Below are 15,074 nucleotides of genomic sequence, written 5' to 3' on the forward strand. Positions count from 1 at the left end.
CCTTTAGTCAAACTCTTGGTTGATCCCGATTGAATTAAACTCAATCGGAATAGCTTAGTTAATTTTTATATCAAGACCGAGACCTTGAAGCTCTTTAATCAACACATTAAATGCTTCGGGAATATTTGGTTCAGGTAAATTTTCTCCTTTAACGATAGCCTCGTAGGTTTTTGCTCTTCCTGTTACATCATCGCTCTTCACTGTTAAGATTTCCTGAAGAACATGCGCAGCACCATAACCTTCGAGAGCCCAAACTTCCATTTCTCCAAATCTCTGACCGCCAAATTGAGCTTTACCGCCTAGAGGTTGTTGAGTAATAAGCGAGTAAGGACCAATGGAACGAGCATGAATCTTGTCATCAACCATATGGCCAAGCTTCATCATATATATATAACCGGTTGTAACTTTTAGATGGAATTTTTCTCCGCTTCTTCCATCGTACAACCAGGTTTTACTTCCTTCACTTAATTCCGCACTCTTCAACCAAGCTTCAACATCGCTTACTTTTGCGCCATCGAAAATTGGTGTTTCGAACTTAACGCCAAGTTTATTTCCAACCCATCCAAGAGCTGTTTCATATAATTGACCTAAGTTCATACGTGAAGGTACGCCAAGCGGATTTAGAACTATATCAACCGGAGTTCCGTCTTCATGATGTGGCATATCTTCAACGGGAACAACTTTTGCAACAACACCTTTGTTGCCGTGACGGCCAGCCATTTTATCACCTACAGAAACTTTTCTCTTCTTGGCTACATAAACTTTTGCAAGTTGAGTAATTCCCGGAGACAGTTCATCGCCGCTTTGTATTTTTAGTTTCTCGCGTTTGTAGTCTTCTTCTATTTCTGCTAAGAGTGTGAAATAGTTTGAATATAAATGCTTGATTAATTCGTTTGTGTTTTTTCTTTCGAACCAATCTTTTGTGTAATCTAATTTTGAAATATCCTCTATATCTGTAAATGTTTCATCCTTGATTGAGGTACCGCTTCTCAATACAACACTGCCGTCCAAATCACGAATACCCGAAGTTGTTTTTGCATGAGTAATTCGAGTTAATTTAGTTACCAGTTTGTTGTAATGATTTTCTTTTCGTTTCTTATAATCGGTTTCAAGATTATCCATCAATTTTTTTTCAACTTTCTTTGAATCAGCATCTTTTCTTTTTCGGCTGAATAATCTTGTTTTAATTACAACACCTTTCAATCCTGGAGGTGCTTTCAAAGATGCATCTTTCACATCGCCGGCTTTATCACCGAAGATTGCTTTTAATAATTTTTCTTCCGGAGTAGGATCTGTTTCACCTTTTGGGGTGATCTTGCCAATTAGAATATCACCTTCTTTAACTTCAGCGCCTTCTCTGACAATACCATGCTCATCCAAATCCTTTGTAGCTTCTTCACTAACGTTAGGAATATCTCTTGTTAATTCTTCTTCTCCACGTTTTGTTTCGCGAACTTGAAGTTCAAATTCCTCAATATGAATAGATGTAAACACATCATCAGCTACAAGTCGTTCACTTAAGACAATTGCATCTTCAAAATTATATCCGCGCCAAGGCATGAATGCAACCGATACGTTTCTTCCAAGTGCAAGTTCGCCTTTATCAATAGCAGGACCATCAGCTATGACTTCACCTTTTTTCAAACGTTGTCCGGTTACTACAATCGGTTTTTGATTAAAACATGTTTCCTGGTTGGTACCATTAAATTTTGTAAGAACATGTTCAACTCTTCTCTCGTCATCAAAACTTACTAATGTTTCAGGAGCGCTTTCATCAACATCATACTTAACAATAATTCTCTTTGAATCTGCATACTCAACAACACCGTTATCTTCAGCAATAATAATAGAACGTGAATCACGAGCAATTTTTTGTTCCATGCCGGTTCCAACAATTGGAGCTTGAGGAACAAGAAGCGGAACTGCTTGACGTTGCATATTAGATCCCATCAATGCTCTGTTTGCATCATCGTGCTCAAGGAATGGAATTAATGCAGCGGCAGCAGAAACAATTTGAGCAGGAGCTACATCCATATAATGAACTTCTTCCGGAGCAACAACAGGAAAATCACCGCGCTCTCTACATTTAACTCTATCTAAAACATAACGACCCTGGTCATCTAAAGGCGCATTCGCTTGTGCAATAATAAATTCATCTTCTTGATCAGCACTTAAAAAATCAATACTGTTAGAAACTTTTCCTTCTTTAACTTTTCTATATGGTGTTTCTAAAAATCCGTAGTGATTAACACGTGCAAAAATTGTAAGTGAAGAAATAAGGCCGATGTTCGGACCTTCAGGCGTTTCGATTGGACATAAACGGCCATAATGAGAATGGTGAACATCACGTACTTCGAAGCCTGCACGTTCACGTGTTAAACCGCCAGGTCCTAACGCAGAAATTCTTCTTTTGTGTGTAAGCTCTGAAAGCGGATTAGTTTGATCCATGAATTGCGAAAGCTGGTTAGTACCGAAGAATGCATTTATAACACTGCTTATAGTTCTTGCATTTACCAAATCTTGCGGCTGCATATTTTCGTTATCGCGTATGTTCATTCTTTCTTTTATTGTACGCGCCATTCTTGCTAAACCAACATTATATTGCTGCATTAACTGTTCGCCAACAGTTCTTACTCTTCTGTTACCTAAATGATCTATATCATCAACATTAACATTACCGTTTTTCAGTTTAATGATATTGTTCATGATTGCAATAATATCTTCCACCGTAAGCACTTTAATATTTTCTGGAACGTTGAGATTTAATTTGTCATTCATTCTAAAACGACCAACTTCACCCAGATCATATCTTTTCTCATTAAAAAATAATTTATCAATTAAACCAACAGCAGCATCAACATCAGGAGCTTCGCCCGAACGCAATTGTCTGTAAATTGCATATAGAGCTTCTTCTTTATTTGTTGATGTATCTTTTTTAAGTGTATTTATTATTAAGTCTTGTTCAAAAGTAGTTTCAATGCTTAGTAATTGAACTTTAGATACACCTGAGCCTTTTATACTTTCAATAATTTCTTCTGTTAATTCGGCATCTTTGGATGCATAAATTTCTCCGGTCGCTGTATCAATCACATCGTTAGCAACAATTCTTCCAATGTGTTTATCAATACTTAAATGTTTAACTGTTACTTCTTCAATAAGATTGAACAAATTTAAAATTTGTTCATCTGTTTCATAACCGAGAGCTCTTAATAAAGTTGTTGAAGGGAATTTTTTTCTGCGATCTATATAAACATAAAGTATATTATTAATGTCTGTTGCAAATTCAACCCATGAACCTCTGAATGGGATAATTCTTGCGGAGTAAATCGGGGTTCCGTTTGGATGTAAAGTTTGAGAGAAAGCAACACCGGGTGAACGATGTAATTGACTTACAATTACTCTTTCAGCACCGTTAATTATAAACGTACCTCGTCCTGTCATATAAGGAAGATTACCGAGATAAACTTCCTGTTCAACAGAATTTACATATTCGCCTGTTTCATCATCTTTAGTTGAAAGACGAAGTTTTGCTTTTAAAGGTGCAGAGTATGTTAATCCTCTCTCTTCACATTCTGCCATTGAAAAGCGGGGCTTCTCAATGTAATACTCAATAAAATCTAATCTGTAAAATTCTTTATTGTCGAAGATTGGGTAGTTGGTATTAAATACCGCTTGTAAACCTTTGTTTTCTCTTTGTGACGGTAAAACTTTTAATTGAATAAATTCTTCAAATGAATCTAACTGAATATTTAGAAGATCCGGAACTTTAACCGACTGAGAAAATTGAGCAAAGGTAATTCTTCCAGTGCTTTTGTTAATTTTTTGTTTTTCCAACCCTAACCTCCAATGTGGTTTTTGTCAATTTTTCTCTCATCAAAAAATGAAAGAAAGTGGCAAGACGGATTTTACCTTCTTGCCACTTCAATTTATATCGAATGAAGGGAATTGAATCAGTTTATTTAACTTGAACAGTCGCGCCAGCTGCTTCAAGTTCTTTTCTGATCTTTTCAGCTTCGTCTTTTGAAACTGCTTCCTTCACAGGTTTCGGTGCACCATCAACTAAATCTTTAGCTTCTTTTAAGCCGAGTCCTGTATGTGCACGAACAACCTTGATTACATTAATTTTGGTAGCGCCAGCTGCTTGAAGAATAACATCGAACTCAGTTTTTTCTTCAACGGGAGCTGCTGCTGCACCTGCAGCCGGTCCAGCCATCATCATTGGAGCTGCTGCGGTTACTCCGAATTCTTCTTCTAATGCTTTCTTTAATTCAGAAGCTTCAACAAGTGTAAGCGCTTTAATCTTTTCTACAATTTCAACAATTTTCTCTGACATTTTACTACTCCTATTACTTTAATTAATTATTCAAATTTATGATTGATTATGCAGCTTTCTTTTTCCCAACCTCATCAATAACACTAATGAGATCTCTGATAACTGCATTGATTGAACCGACAATTCCACTCGCTGGGGCTGCAATACTACCAACAATACCTGCCATGATTTCTTCTTTTGTAGGCATCGAAGCAATAGTATCCAATTGATCAGCACCGTAAAATGCTGATTCAATATAGCATCCTTTAAAAGTAAACTTTTTCGATTCATCAAAATATTTTTTAATGATCTTGGCAGGTGCAACAAAATTTTCACCAGCAAAAGCAACACCTGTCATTCCAACAAGTTGTGAATTGAATTTTTCAAATCCACCAACTTGTTCCAAAGCTTTTTTGAACAGAGTATTTTTTAGAACTTTGTAATTAATTCCATCTTTTCTAAAATTTGATCGCAGCTTATTAATATCAGCGACATTAACACCACGGTAATCAACAAGAAACATTGCAGAGGAATTTTTCACAAGCTTTTTAATCTGTTCAATTCTTTCGGCTTTTTCTTCCTTTTTCATCGTACTCCCAATCGGTTATAACTGCACACTTAATAATGTAGAAGCATTTATGAGTGCGTAAAATTTTATTTAATCGTGCTTTGTAGCAATGGTTGTTTCATCTTTAGTAATTTTTAAACCGGGACCCATAGTGGAGGAGAGATATAAACTTTTTACATATATTCCTTTAGCGGATGAAGGTCTCATTTTTATAATTGTTTGAAGAAAAGCTCTTGTATTTTCGGCAAGTTGTTCAACACTAAAATTCATTTTGCCGAGCGATGTATGAATTATTCCAGCTTTCTCAACTCTGAATTCGATTTTACCTGCTTTAACTTCCTTAACAGCTTTTGCTACATCGTTAGTTACTGTTCCACTTTTAGGATTAGGCATTAAACCTTTTGGACCTAAAACACGGCCAAGTTTACCAAGCTCGCCCATTGAATCCGGCGTAGCGACAATAACATCAACTTCAGCCCAACCGCCTTTAATTTTTTCGAGATATTCTTCAAACCCAGCAAATTCAGCACCGGCTTTTAAAGCTTCTTCTGCTTGTGCACCTTTTGCAATTACAAGAACAGTAACTTTTTTCCCGGTACCATGCGGTAGTGAAACTGTTCCTCTTACCATTTGGTCTGCATGGCGGGGATCAACACCAAGTCTCATTGCACAATCGAGTGATTCGGTAAATTTAACTTTTGCATTATCTTTTAAAAGTTTAATAGCTTCTTCAACAGTGTAATCTTTTGTTCTATCAATATTTTTATTGACAGCTTTAATTCTTTTGGTAACTTTCATTTTGATTCCAGTAAAAAATTATTTTAAAATTAGTCTTCGACAGTAAAACCCATACTTCGTGCAGTACCAGAAACCATGCTCATTGCATGATCAACATCATGAGCATTAAGATCCGGCATTTTCATCTGTGCAATTTCACGAACTTGAGCTTTTGTTACTTGAGCAACTTTTGTTTTGTTTGGTTCAGCAGAACCTTTTTCAACTTTTGCAGCTTTTTTTAATAAGATTGCAGCCGGAGGTGTTTTTGTAATAAAGGTAAAGGACTTGTCGGAGAAAACTGTTATCACAACAGGAATAATTAACCCTTGTTTATCAGAAGTTCTTGCATTAAACTGCTTGCAAAACTCCATGATATTAACACCTTTCTGACCTAAAGCAGGGCCTACTGGTGGCGAAGGATTAGCTGCACCGGCGGGTATTTGTAATTTAATATAACTATCAATTTTTTTTGCCATTGTTTAACCTATATCAATTTATTTTTCAAATTCAGCTTGAGCAAAATCAATTTCGACCGGAGTTTTTCTTCCAAAGATCGAAACCATGACTTTGATTTTTAATTTTTCTTCATTCACTTCTTGTATAAAACCAGAAAAATTATTAAAAGGACCGTCAACAATTTTTACAAAATCGCCTGTCCTAAAAATAGTCTCAGTTCTTTCTGTTTCATTATCCTGAGATAATCTACCAACGATTCTTTTTACTTCTTCAGGTTGAAGCGGTACAGGATGATTTAATGATCCTAAAAAGCCCATAACAGATGGTGTGTTGATAATAAAATCTTTTGCTTTAATATTGAGATCAACACAAATCAAGATATAACCGGGAAAAAAATTTTTCTTTTTAGTTTTTTTCTTGCCGTCTTTTACTTCAAAAACTTTCTCGGTTGGAACAAGTATATCAAAGATTCTTGAACGAAGTTCTTCATTCTCTTTTAATTCAGCATCTATCAATGTCTTAACTTTATTCTCATGACCAGAAAAGGTTCTGACAACATACCATCTAGCTTTTTCGTTTTCCAAGATTAAAAAATTCCTTGTAATATTTTATTTACGGCCATATCAACTATATATGTAAAAGCCGCAAGGACTAAGCAAACTATGATCACAACTGAAGTTGATTCTTTCAATTCTTCACGAGTTGGCCAAGTAACTTTTTTCATTTCTTTTACTACATCATTAACAAAGTTGACTATTTTTTCTTTCATGAAATTTTTTCTTTTTATTGGTTGCACGTCAGGAGGGACTCGAACCCCCAACCTGCGGTTTTGGAGACCGCTGCTCTACCAATTGAGCCACTGACGTATTATTTAGTTTCCTTAAAAACTACGTGTTTACGAACTACCGGATCATATTTCTTAAACTCAACTCGATTCGGATGTTCTCTTTTATTTTTTTTTGTTGAGTAACGAAATCCTGTATTAGCAGTGCTCTCTAATACAATTATTTGTCTAACGTTTTTTGATTTTGCCATTTCACCTTTCCTTATTAAAACTATTTCCCGAATTATTATTCGGCATTGAGCTGATGATCGGGATTGAACCGATGACCTCTTCCTTACCAAGGAAGTGCTCTACCAACTGAGCTACATCAGCAGTTAGAGCGGGAGACGGGACTCGAACCCGCGACCAACAGCTTGGAAGGCTGTGACTCTAGCCAACTGAGTTACTCCCGCATAAAACACTACGTAAAGAACTCGTGGGCGGCGAGGGATTCGAACCCCCAAAGGCGTATGCCAACGGATTTACAGTCCGCCCCGGCTCTCCAACTCCGGCGTCCGCCCAGACGTATTTCACCCGTTTCTGTAAAAACCGAGCTTCAAATATAGAATGACTTGGTTAAAAAAGCAATAAATGTATATAATAATTCTTCTTAAATGTAGTATTAATGACCCCAGAGTTCACGGTCTAAGCTTCTGTACTGTATCGCTTCGGAAATAAATTGAGGTAAGATATCTTTAGATTTTTCAAGATCTGCAATTGTACGACTAACTTTTATAATTCTATCAAAAGCACGCGCTGATAAACCAAGTCGTGTCATAGCCATTTTTAAAAGTTCTTCACTATTAGAATCCAGTTTGCAAAATTTACGTAATTCTTTTGATGACATATCAGCATTTTTATAAATGTTTTTCAATCCAATAAATCTGTCATGCTGAATTTCTCTTGCTACTATTACTCTTTTCCTAATGTCGGTAGATCTTTCTCCCACAGAACTAGATGCTAGGTCTTTAAATTTTACTGCCGGTACTTCAATGTGAATATCAATACGATCTAAGAGTGGACCTGAAATCCTTGCCATATATTTTTGAATCTGCATCGTATTACATGTGCATTCTTTTGACGGATCGGTGAAGAAACCACACGGGCACGGATTCATAGCAGCAGCAAGCATAAAATTTGCGGGAAATTCTAAAGACATTTTCGAACGACTAACCGTTACTTTGTAATCTTCTAATGGTTGCCTTAAAACCTCTAACACATTTTTTTTGAATTCCGGCAGCTCATCTAAAAACAAAACTCCATGATGTGCATAAGAAACTTCACCCGGGCGCGGTATAGTTCCGCCGCCAATAAGTGCTGCATCGGAGATTGTATGGTGTGGACTTCTAAATGGTCGTTCAGTTATTAATGCTTGATCTTTTCTAAGAATGCCTGCTACAGAATGAATTTTAGTTGTTTCAAGTGCTTCTTCAAAATTAAGTGGAGGCAGAATAGATGGAAATCTTTTTGCTAACATTGTTTTGCCTGAGCCTGGCGGACCAATCATTAAAATGTTATGACCTCCGGCAGCGGCAATCTCTAAAGCGCGTTTAACATTCTCTTGCCCTTTCACATCGGAAAAATCGAGAGCGTATGTATTGACTTGAGCAAACACATCATCTTTGTTCGTATAAACAGGTGTAAATTTTTCTTCTTCGTTTAGAAATTGAATTACTTCCATTAGATTATGAAGTCCAAAGACTTCAATGCCATCAACTATTGAAGCTTCTTTTACTGAATCAAATGGTAAAATTATTTTTTTAATTCCTCTTCTTCTTGCTTCAACAGTGATTGGTAGTGCACCTTTTATTTTTCGTAGAGAACCATCTAAAGAAAGTTCTCCTAATAAAACCGTTTCGTTTAATAAATCTAGTTTAACAATTTCATTTGAAGAAAGAAGTCCGATTGCCACTGCGAGATCAAATGCACTTCCTTCTTTTTTTATATCTGCAGGCGCAAGATTTATTGTGTGTTTTCTGTGAGGTAATTCTATTCCAGAATTTTTGATTGCAGCCGTAACCCGCTCGCGGCTTTCTTTAACTGCATTATCAGGTAATCCAACGATTGTAATTGAGGGAAGTTGTTTATCCGAATGAGTTTCAACTTCTACTAAGAATGCATCTATACCTAATGTTGCCCCGGATAAAACTTTTGAAAACATTTATTGCCCCCAGTTTTATGATTTCAATCTACAAAAAAATCATCCAATAAAAACATGTGACAGAGAACTAAAAATTTTATTTAAACTTTCTTAAAAATTCTAACCTGTCTTTCAGATTTTCGACTGGAACTAAAAGTTTATCTTTTCCAAAAATTGCATCATTTCTATTTTTGAAAACCAACTCATAATCTTTGCTCATTACAATTGCTTCTTCGGGACAAACTTCTTCACAGAAACCGCAGAAGATACAGCGCAGCATATTAATTTCAAATTTTACCGGATATCTTTCTTTGTCTAAATCAGTTTCAGAAGCTTGAACTTCAATCGCAAGAGCCGGACAAACTCGTGAACATAATCCGCATGCAACACAACGTTCAACTCCATTATTTTCTTGAACGAGAACAGGACGACCTCTGTAAGATGCCGGCGGTTCAAATCTTACTTCAGGATATTGCAAAGTAACATTTGGCCGAAACATACTTTTTAATGTGAGCGCCATTCCTTTTGCAATTTCGGGAATGTACAATTTTTCAAAAATGTTCAAATCTTTTTCTCTTTTTTGCCCGGGCATCTTATTCCTTTAAAACTTTTTATAAGTTGAAAATCATTATCAGTAGCGCAACCCAAATTAAATTTGCAAGCGCCAGTGGAAACATAACTTTCCAACCAAGATTCATTAACTGATCATATCTAAACCGAGGTATTGACCATCTTACCCAAATAAAGAAAAACAATATTGCACCCATCTTAAATAAAAATGCAGCTACTTGAATTATCGTTGTTATTGTCGTACTCAAACTAAGTTTATCAATATAAGGAACTTGCCAACCGCCAAGATACAACGTAACTATCATGCCGCTTGCAATAATCATATTTGCATATTCTGCTAAAAAGAATCCGGCAAATTTGAATGAACTGTATTCGGTGTGATATCCTCCGACGAGTTCCGGTTCGGCTTCGGGTAGATCGAATGGCAACCTATTTGTTTCTGCAAATGCCGAGACTACAAATGTTATGAATCCTACCGGCTGAATAATTGCATTCCACATCCAACCGTATTGAGATTCAACAATTTTCATTGGACTTAATGATTGCGACATTAATAAAACGCCGGCAATCGAAAATCCCATTGAGACTTCATAAGATATCATTTGTGCAGAAGAACGAATTCCGCCAAGCAAAGAATATTTACTTCCGGAAGACCAACCGGCAAATGTAATTCCATAAACACCAAGAGACGTTAAAGCAAAAACATAAAGCACACCAATATTTACATCAGCTACAACCAAATTAATTTTATAACCAAAGACTTCTATTGGCGGACCAATCGGGATAACAGCATAAGTAGTAAACGAAACAAATAGTGCAATGAATGGTGCAAGTGTGTGTAACGGTTTATTAGCAGCATCGGGAACTATATCTTCTTTAAGAAGAAGTTTAAACACATCGGCAAACGGTTGAAGTAATCCCAACCATCCGACTCGATTTGGCCCAACTCTATTTTGAACCCAAGCGCTGATCTTTCTCTCAAAATACACCATGTACGCAACCGATAACAACAATAGAACAACAATGATCAAAATTTTGATCAGCGAAATAATTATTATTTCCAAAATGTTCATTAAACCAAACTCCGTTTATGCATTTACTGTTTGTTTGATTTTTAATTGTACACCGTGTTTTCCAACTTCATCGTAATCTAATCCTTTGAAAGCAGAAATCGAATTTGCTATTTCGGCAAAGATTTCTTCTGCCATATTAAATTTCATTTTAAAACCAAGAAGTTGAGAAAGAGCTACAAAAATTTTCCAGCTTGGTTTAGAATCGTATTTATGTCCTTGCATCCAGCGGTCGAACTCAGTTCCAAATTTATCCCAGCGACTCATTTCCATTCCATCTAATGCACGATCCATTTCTTCAGTTGCAACAGCAGGACGAATTCTCTGAACTCTTCCTTGAAAGTTTACGAATGTGCCGTTCTTTTCCGCAAATGTTGATGCCGGAAAAACTATATCCGCTAATGCCGTTGTTTTATTTTCATTTGTTGCATGCACAATTAAGAGATCAAGATTTCCGATTGTTGATTCCCATTCCTCATTAAATGAAACAGCATCATCTTCTAAAACATATAATGCTTTTATCTTGCCTTCTTTAATTCCTTTTAAAATTGCTGAGATATTAATTCCGCTTGAACCGGGCTGAACTCCAACTAATTCTGTTCCGAATGAATTTGGAGTTTTGTCTTCGCGAATTAAAATATCATCTTGATCGCCCGGAATAACATGATCAGCATAATCAATATTTGTAACACCAAGTGACCTAACAAATTTTACAAGTGCATAATTGTCTTCGCAAGTTGCATAAGCTGAACCTATAAATGCGATCTCTCCGCTTTTATAATCTTTCAAACTTTTTGCAGCAACATTTAAAGCTTCACTCCAGGAAACTTTTTGAAGTTGTCCTTCTTTACGAATGTAAGTTCCGTCAATACGATTTCCGGCGTTTACATTTTTAAATGTTTCAAGTCTTCCTTTATCGCACATCCAGTAACTGTTAACATCTTCATTATGTCTTGGTGTTAATCTTAAGATCTCGTTGTTGCGAACCCAAACTTCCGTATTGCATCCGCGTGAACATCCGACACAAATAGAATCTGTCTTAGACATTTCCCATACGCGAGATTTAAATCTAAAATCTTGATTTGTAAGTGCACCCACGGGACAAATATCAGTTGTGTTTAATGTATATGGATTATCAAACGATTCACCAGGAAAAGTTGTAATCGTTACTTTATCTCCTCGCTGCACAAATGTAAGTTGATTCTTCTTTGCAATCTCATCTGAAAATCGAATGCATCTTGAACATGAGATACAACGTTCACCATCAAATTTAATATGAGGTCCAAGTTGAACACGTTTTTCTTTTCTGTTTTTAATTTCTTCAAATCTGCTTTCGCCCTTTCCGTTGTCGTACGCATATTCTTGTAGTTTACATTCACCTGCTTCATCGCAGATTGGGCAATCGAGAGGATGATTGATGAGAATGAATTCCATCACGGCATTTCGAGCTTCAATAGTTTTTTGAGATTGTGTATGAACTACCATTCCGTCAGAGGCATACGTTGAACACGAAATTGCAAGCTTCGGCATCTTTTCAATTTCTACTAAACAAATTCGACAATTACCGGAAATTGATAAACTCGGATGCCAGCAAAAATGTGGAATTTCTATTCCGGCAAAACGCGCTGCTTCAATTATAGTCTGTCCTTGTTTAAATTCTACCGGTTTTCCGTCAACAGTAAATGTTGGCATATCACTTTCCTCAGGCAACTTTATGAAGCAATGGATTTTTCGAAGACAAAATTACTCTTGTTAGGGTACCATTTTCAAATATTTCGTTGGATAAATCTCGAATATCTTTTGCTGTTACTGCTTGAATATATTTAACTGTTTCTTCAATGGTTTTAATTTTATTAAAGTAGATCATTGACTGTGCAATTCTTAACATTCTATTAGTAGTGCTTTCCAAACTCATCAGCATATTGCCGATTAAATATTCTTTTGCTCTTTCAAGTTCAACATTTCCAACTTTTTTCTTTTTGATCTTTTCAATCTCTTCATAGATTAACTCTTGTGCTTTATTAACCGATTTATCATTAGTAGAAAGATAGATGCCGAATGTTGAGATATCAAAAAAAGAATTAAGGAATGAATTTATTTGATAAGCAATTCCGTTCTCTTCTCTTACTTTTTGAAAGAGACGTGAACTGCTTCCTTCACCTAAAATATGAGAAAGCACACTTACTTTAACCCGGCTTTTTTCTTTGTGGCCGTATGTTGATCTTCCTAAAATATAGTGAACTTGCTGAGTCTCTTTAGAAACATGAAGATCGCCGGTTAGATTTACAATCAGTTCCCGTTTATTATCATTTGTTGCTTTGAGATTTTTTGAAATGTATTTCTTAGCAAAGCGAATCAGATCGGAGTGATTGATATTTCCCGAAGCAACAACATAGAAACGATCCCGGGTGTAATTTTCATTTACATATTTGAAAAGATCTTTTTGTTTGAAGCTTCGCAGATTTTTTTCCGTTCCGATAATCGGCATTCCAAGAGAATTGCCATGGAAAACATTGCTTTCGAATTTATCGAAGATCAATTCATCAGGTGAATCTTCAATGTCATATAATTCATCAATAACTACTGCAGATTCTTTTTCAATTTCTTTAGGATCGAAGATTGAATTCTGAACCATGTCGGCTAGTACTTCAAAAGTTTTTTCTACATGGTCCGTTAAACCTCTGCCGTAAAAACATGTATGTTCTTTTGATGTGAACGCATTTAAATAACCACCGAGTGATTCTATATCTTCTGCAATTTTTTTTGCGGAACGTTTTTTTGTTCCCTTAAAGAACATGTGTTCCAGAAAATGACTTATACCGCTGTTCTCTTCTTTTTCATCCCGAGAACCAACATTAAACCAAAATCCGAGAGAAAATGATTTAACATAATTTATTTTTTCCGAAATTATTTTTATTCCGTTTGGCAGTTCGGTTACATTTATATTTTTCAATTAGGATATATATTATAGTTAAGAAAAATTGTGGGACAAATATAGAGAAGGTTGATTTGGTTATCAAATGAATGTATTGAACTAAGCTTAGAGCGTAGAGTGAAAATCTTTCTTTACATTCAATACTCTACGTTCTTCGTTCTACACTTTTACAGCAAAATTCTCAACATACTTTTTATGAAACTGTGCAATTGCTTTGTATGCTTTCTCCAAAATATTTTCCGGAGGAAGGAATACAATTCTAAAATGATTTGTTCCAGGCACTTGTCCAAATCCGCTTCCGGGAACAACAACAACTCCCGTTTCTTTTATAAGTTCTGAAGTCCAATGAGCATCGTTGGAAATATTATTTATTCTTGGGAAAGCATAAAATGCACCTTCCGGTTCCACACAAGAGATTCCCGGAATTGCATTCATCATTTCCACAGTAAGATTTCTTCGTCTAGTTAGTTTTTGTTTAGCAATTTCCAGATGAGTTTGATCTCCAAGCAACGACGGTGCAATTCCATATTGAGCCGGATGATTTGCACATAAACGTGCGCGCAAAATTTTATTTATCGCTTCGATATATTCTTTTAAAACAGATTTATTTCCGCTTACAATTCCCCATCCGATTCTAAATCCCGGTACCATATAATTTTTTGAGAGTCCGCCGAAAGTTACCATCGGCACTTCAGAATTTAACGATGCTATTGATGTATGTTTTTTTCCATCCATCAAAAGTTTATCGTAAATCTCATCGGCAAAAATCACAAGGTTATGTTCAATAGCGAGATCAATAATTTTCTTAAGAGTTTCCGGCGAAGCATTTGAGCCGGTTGGATTATTCGGATTGATTAATATTATTGCCCGCGTCTTAGAATTGATTTTACTTTTTATATCTTCAATGTCCGGCTGCCATCCGTTACTCTCATCTAAGTAATACGGATTTTCCATAGTCTGTAACTTGCTTTGGATTGCAGTGTAGAGAGGATATCCGGGCGTAGGTGTTAAAACATTTTCCCCGTTGTTCACTAAAGCTGTTAGACAAATATCAATTGCTTCGCTTGCACCGGTTGTAACAAAAATATCTTGAATGTTTTTAATTCCTTTCTTCTCAGCTTCTTTAGCAATTGCATCTATGGCTTGTTTAATACCGGATGACGGCGAGTAACCGTTATAATTTTTTTTCATCGCCTCGTAAGTAGCTTCAACCAAATGTTTGGGAGGTTCAAAATCAAAAATATTGGGATCGCCAATATTCAGGTATAACATTTCTTTCCCTGTCTTAGCAACTTCGTTGGCAAGAATTATAACATCGCGCACGGCATAAGTAATATTTTCTGTTCTAACTGCAGGTTTGATTACAAAGTTTGACATGTATTCTCCATTTCTTCAATCACACAAACAAAAATTAGTCTTTTTG

The 15,074-nt window shown here is 36.0% G+C and carries 14 protein-coding genes and 4 tRNA genes; all 18 read right to left on the reverse strand.

Annotation, left to right across the window (positions count from 1 at the left end):
- Positions 1 to 54 precede the first annotated feature (54 nt).
- Positions 55 to 3,834 (reverse strand): DNA-directed RNA polymerase subunit beta, encoded by a 3,780-nt coding sequence (gene rpoB / locus NTZ27_06560; protein ID MCX6174393.1) that lies wholly within the window; start codon positions 3,832 to 3,834, stop codon positions 55 to 57.
- A gap of 121 nt (positions 3,835 to 3,955) precedes the next feature.
- On the reverse strand, positions 3,956 to 4,333 hold the full coding sequence (rplL, locus tag NTZ27_06565) for a 50S ribosomal protein L7/L12 (GenBank protein ID MCX6174394.1): 378 nt from the start codon (positions 4,331 to 4,333) through the stop codon (positions 3,956 to 3,958).
- Positions 4,334 to 4,379: 46 nt separating this feature from the next.
- On the reverse strand, positions 4,380 to 4,901 hold the full coding sequence (gene rplJ / locus NTZ27_06570) for a 50S ribosomal protein L10 (GenBank protein MCX6174395.1): 522 nt from the start codon (positions 4,899 to 4,901) through the stop codon (positions 4,380 to 4,382).
- A 69-nt stretch (positions 4,902 to 4,970) separates the two neighbouring features.
- A complete protein-coding gene (gene rplA, locus NTZ27_06575; GenBank protein MCX6174396.1) occupies positions 4,971 to 5,678 on the reverse strand; it encodes a 50S ribosomal protein L1 in 708 nt (235 codons plus the stop codon).
- 29 nt (positions 5,679 to 5,707) lie between these two features.
- Positions 5,708 to 6,133, reverse strand: coding sequence for a 50S ribosomal protein L11 (rplK, locus tag NTZ27_06580; protein ID MCX6174397.1), 426 nt, complete (start codon positions 6,131 to 6,133; stop codon positions 5,708 to 5,710).
- Positions 6,134 to 6,151: 18 nt separating this feature from the next.
- Complete coding sequence (nusG, locus tag NTZ27_06585; protein ID MCX6174398.1) at positions 6,152 to 6,697, reverse strand: transcription termination/antitermination protein NusG; 546 nt, start codon at positions 6,695 to 6,697, stop codon at positions 6,152 to 6,154.
- Positions 6,698 to 6,699: 2 nt separating this feature from the next.
- Positions 6,700 to 6,909, reverse strand: coding sequence for a preprotein translocase subunit SecE (gene secE / locus NTZ27_06590; GenBank protein MCX6174399.1), 210 nt, complete (start codon positions 6,907 to 6,909; stop codon positions 6,700 to 6,702).
- Positions 6,907 to 6,979: transfer RNA gene (locus NTZ27_06595), tRNA-Trp, on the reverse strand. The genes secE and NTZ27_06595 overlap by 3 nt, the downstream gene beginning before the upstream one ends.
- Before the next feature lies 1 nt (position 6,980).
- A complete protein-coding gene (gene rpmG / locus NTZ27_06600; protein MCX6174400.1) occupies positions 6,981 to 7,148 on the reverse strand; it encodes a 50S ribosomal protein L33 in 168 nt (55 codons plus the stop codon).
- Between the two features lie 48 nt (positions 7,149 to 7,196).
- Positions 7,197 to 7,269 (reverse strand) — tRNA-Thr (locus tag NTZ27_06605).
- 6 nt (positions 7,270 to 7,275) lie between these two features.
- Positions 7,276 to 7,349: transfer RNA gene (locus NTZ27_06610), tRNA-Gly, on the reverse strand.
- Between the two features lie 24 nt (positions 7,350 to 7,373).
- Positions 7,374 to 7,457: transfer RNA gene (locus NTZ27_06615), tRNA-Tyr, on the reverse strand.
- Positions 7,458 to 7,558: 101 nt separating this feature from the next.
- Positions 7,559 to 9,097, reverse strand: a complete 1,539-nt coding sequence (locus NTZ27_06620) for a YifB family Mg chelatase-like AAA ATPase (GenBank protein MCX6174401.1) — start codon at positions 9,095 to 9,097, stop codon at positions 7,559 to 7,561.
- A gap of 76 nt (positions 9,098 to 9,173) precedes the next feature.
- A complete protein-coding gene (gene nuoI / locus NTZ27_06625) occupies positions 9,174 to 9,668 on the reverse strand; it encodes an NADH-quinone oxidoreductase subunit NuoI (protein ID MCX6174402.1) in 495 nt (164 codons plus the stop codon).
- Between the two features lie 19 nt (positions 9,669 to 9,687).
- The gene (gene nuoH, locus NTZ27_06630; GenBank protein MCX6174403.1) at positions 9,688 to 10,719 is read right to left on the reverse strand and encodes an NADH-quinone oxidoreductase subunit NuoH; all 1,032 of its coding nucleotides are present in this window, start codon (positions 10,717 to 10,719) and stop codon (positions 9,688 to 9,690) included.
- A gap of 15 nt (positions 10,720 to 10,734) precedes the next feature.
- Entirely contained in the window at positions 10,735 to 12,408 is a 1,674-nt protein-coding gene (locus tag NTZ27_06635) for a molybdopterin-dependent oxidoreductase (GenBank protein MCX6174404.1), read from the reverse strand.
- Positions 12,409 to 12,418: 10 nt separating this feature from the next.
- Positions 12,419 to 13,669 carry a pitrilysin family protein gene (locus NTZ27_06640; GenBank protein MCX6174405.1) on the reverse strand — a complete coding sequence of 417 codons (1,251 nt, stop codon included), beginning with the start codon at positions 13,667 to 13,669 and terminating at the stop codon, positions 12,419 to 12,421.
- Positions 13,670 to 13,810: 141 nt separating this feature from the next.
- Positions 13,811 to 15,028 (reverse strand): aminotransferase class I/II-fold pyridoxal phosphate-dependent enzyme, encoded by a 1,218-nt coding sequence (locus NTZ27_06645; protein ID MCX6174406.1) that lies wholly within the window; start codon positions 15,026 to 15,028, stop codon positions 13,811 to 13,813.
- Positions 15,029 to 15,074 lie beyond the last annotated feature (46 nt).

It is taken from the genome of Ignavibacteriales bacterium, from assembly GCA_026390775.1.
Classification (GTDB): Bacteria; Bacteroidota; Ignavibacteria; order Ignavibacteriales; family Melioribacteraceae; genus Fen-1258.

Bases quoted from the DNA above. Each gene is read 5' to 3' on its own strand.
- rplL (MCX6174394.1), bottom strand. From the start codon at position 4,333: ATGTCAGAGAAAATTGTTGAAATTGTAGAAAAGATTAAAGCGCTTACA.
- rplJ (MCX6174395.1), bottom strand. From the start codon at position 4,901: ATGAAAAAGGAAGAAAAAGCCGAAAGAATTGAACAGATTAAAAAGCTT.
- rplA (MCX6174396.1), bottom strand. From the start codon at position 5,678: ATGAAAGTTACCAAAAGAATTAAAGCTGTCAATAAAAATATTGATAGA.
- rplK (MCX6174397.1), bottom strand. From the start codon at position 6,133: ATGGCAAAAAAAATTGATAGTTATATTAAATTACAAATACCCGCCGGT.
- rpmG (MCX6174400.1), bottom strand. From the start codon at position 7,148: ATGGCAAAATCAAAAAACGTTAGACAAATAATTGTATTAGAGAGCACT.
- NTZ27_06620 (MCX6174401.1), bottom strand. From the start codon at position 9,097: ATGTTTTCAAAAGTTTTATCCGGGGCAACATTAGGTATAGATGCATTC.
- nuoI (MCX6174402.1), bottom strand. From the start codon at position 9,668: ATGCCCGGGCAAAAAAGAGAAAAAGATTTGAACATTTTTGAAAAATTG.
- nuoH (MCX6174403.1), bottom strand. From the start codon at position 10,719: ATGAACATTTTGGAAATAATAATTATTTCGCTGATCAAAATTTTGATC.
- NTZ27_06635 (MCX6174404.1), bottom strand. From the start codon at position 12,408: ATGCCAACATTTACTGTTGACGGAAAACCGGTAGAATTTAAACAAGGA.
- NTZ27_06645 (MCX6174406.1), bottom strand. From the start codon at position 15,028: ATGTCAAACTTTGTAATCAAACCTGCAGTTAGAACAGAAAATATTACT.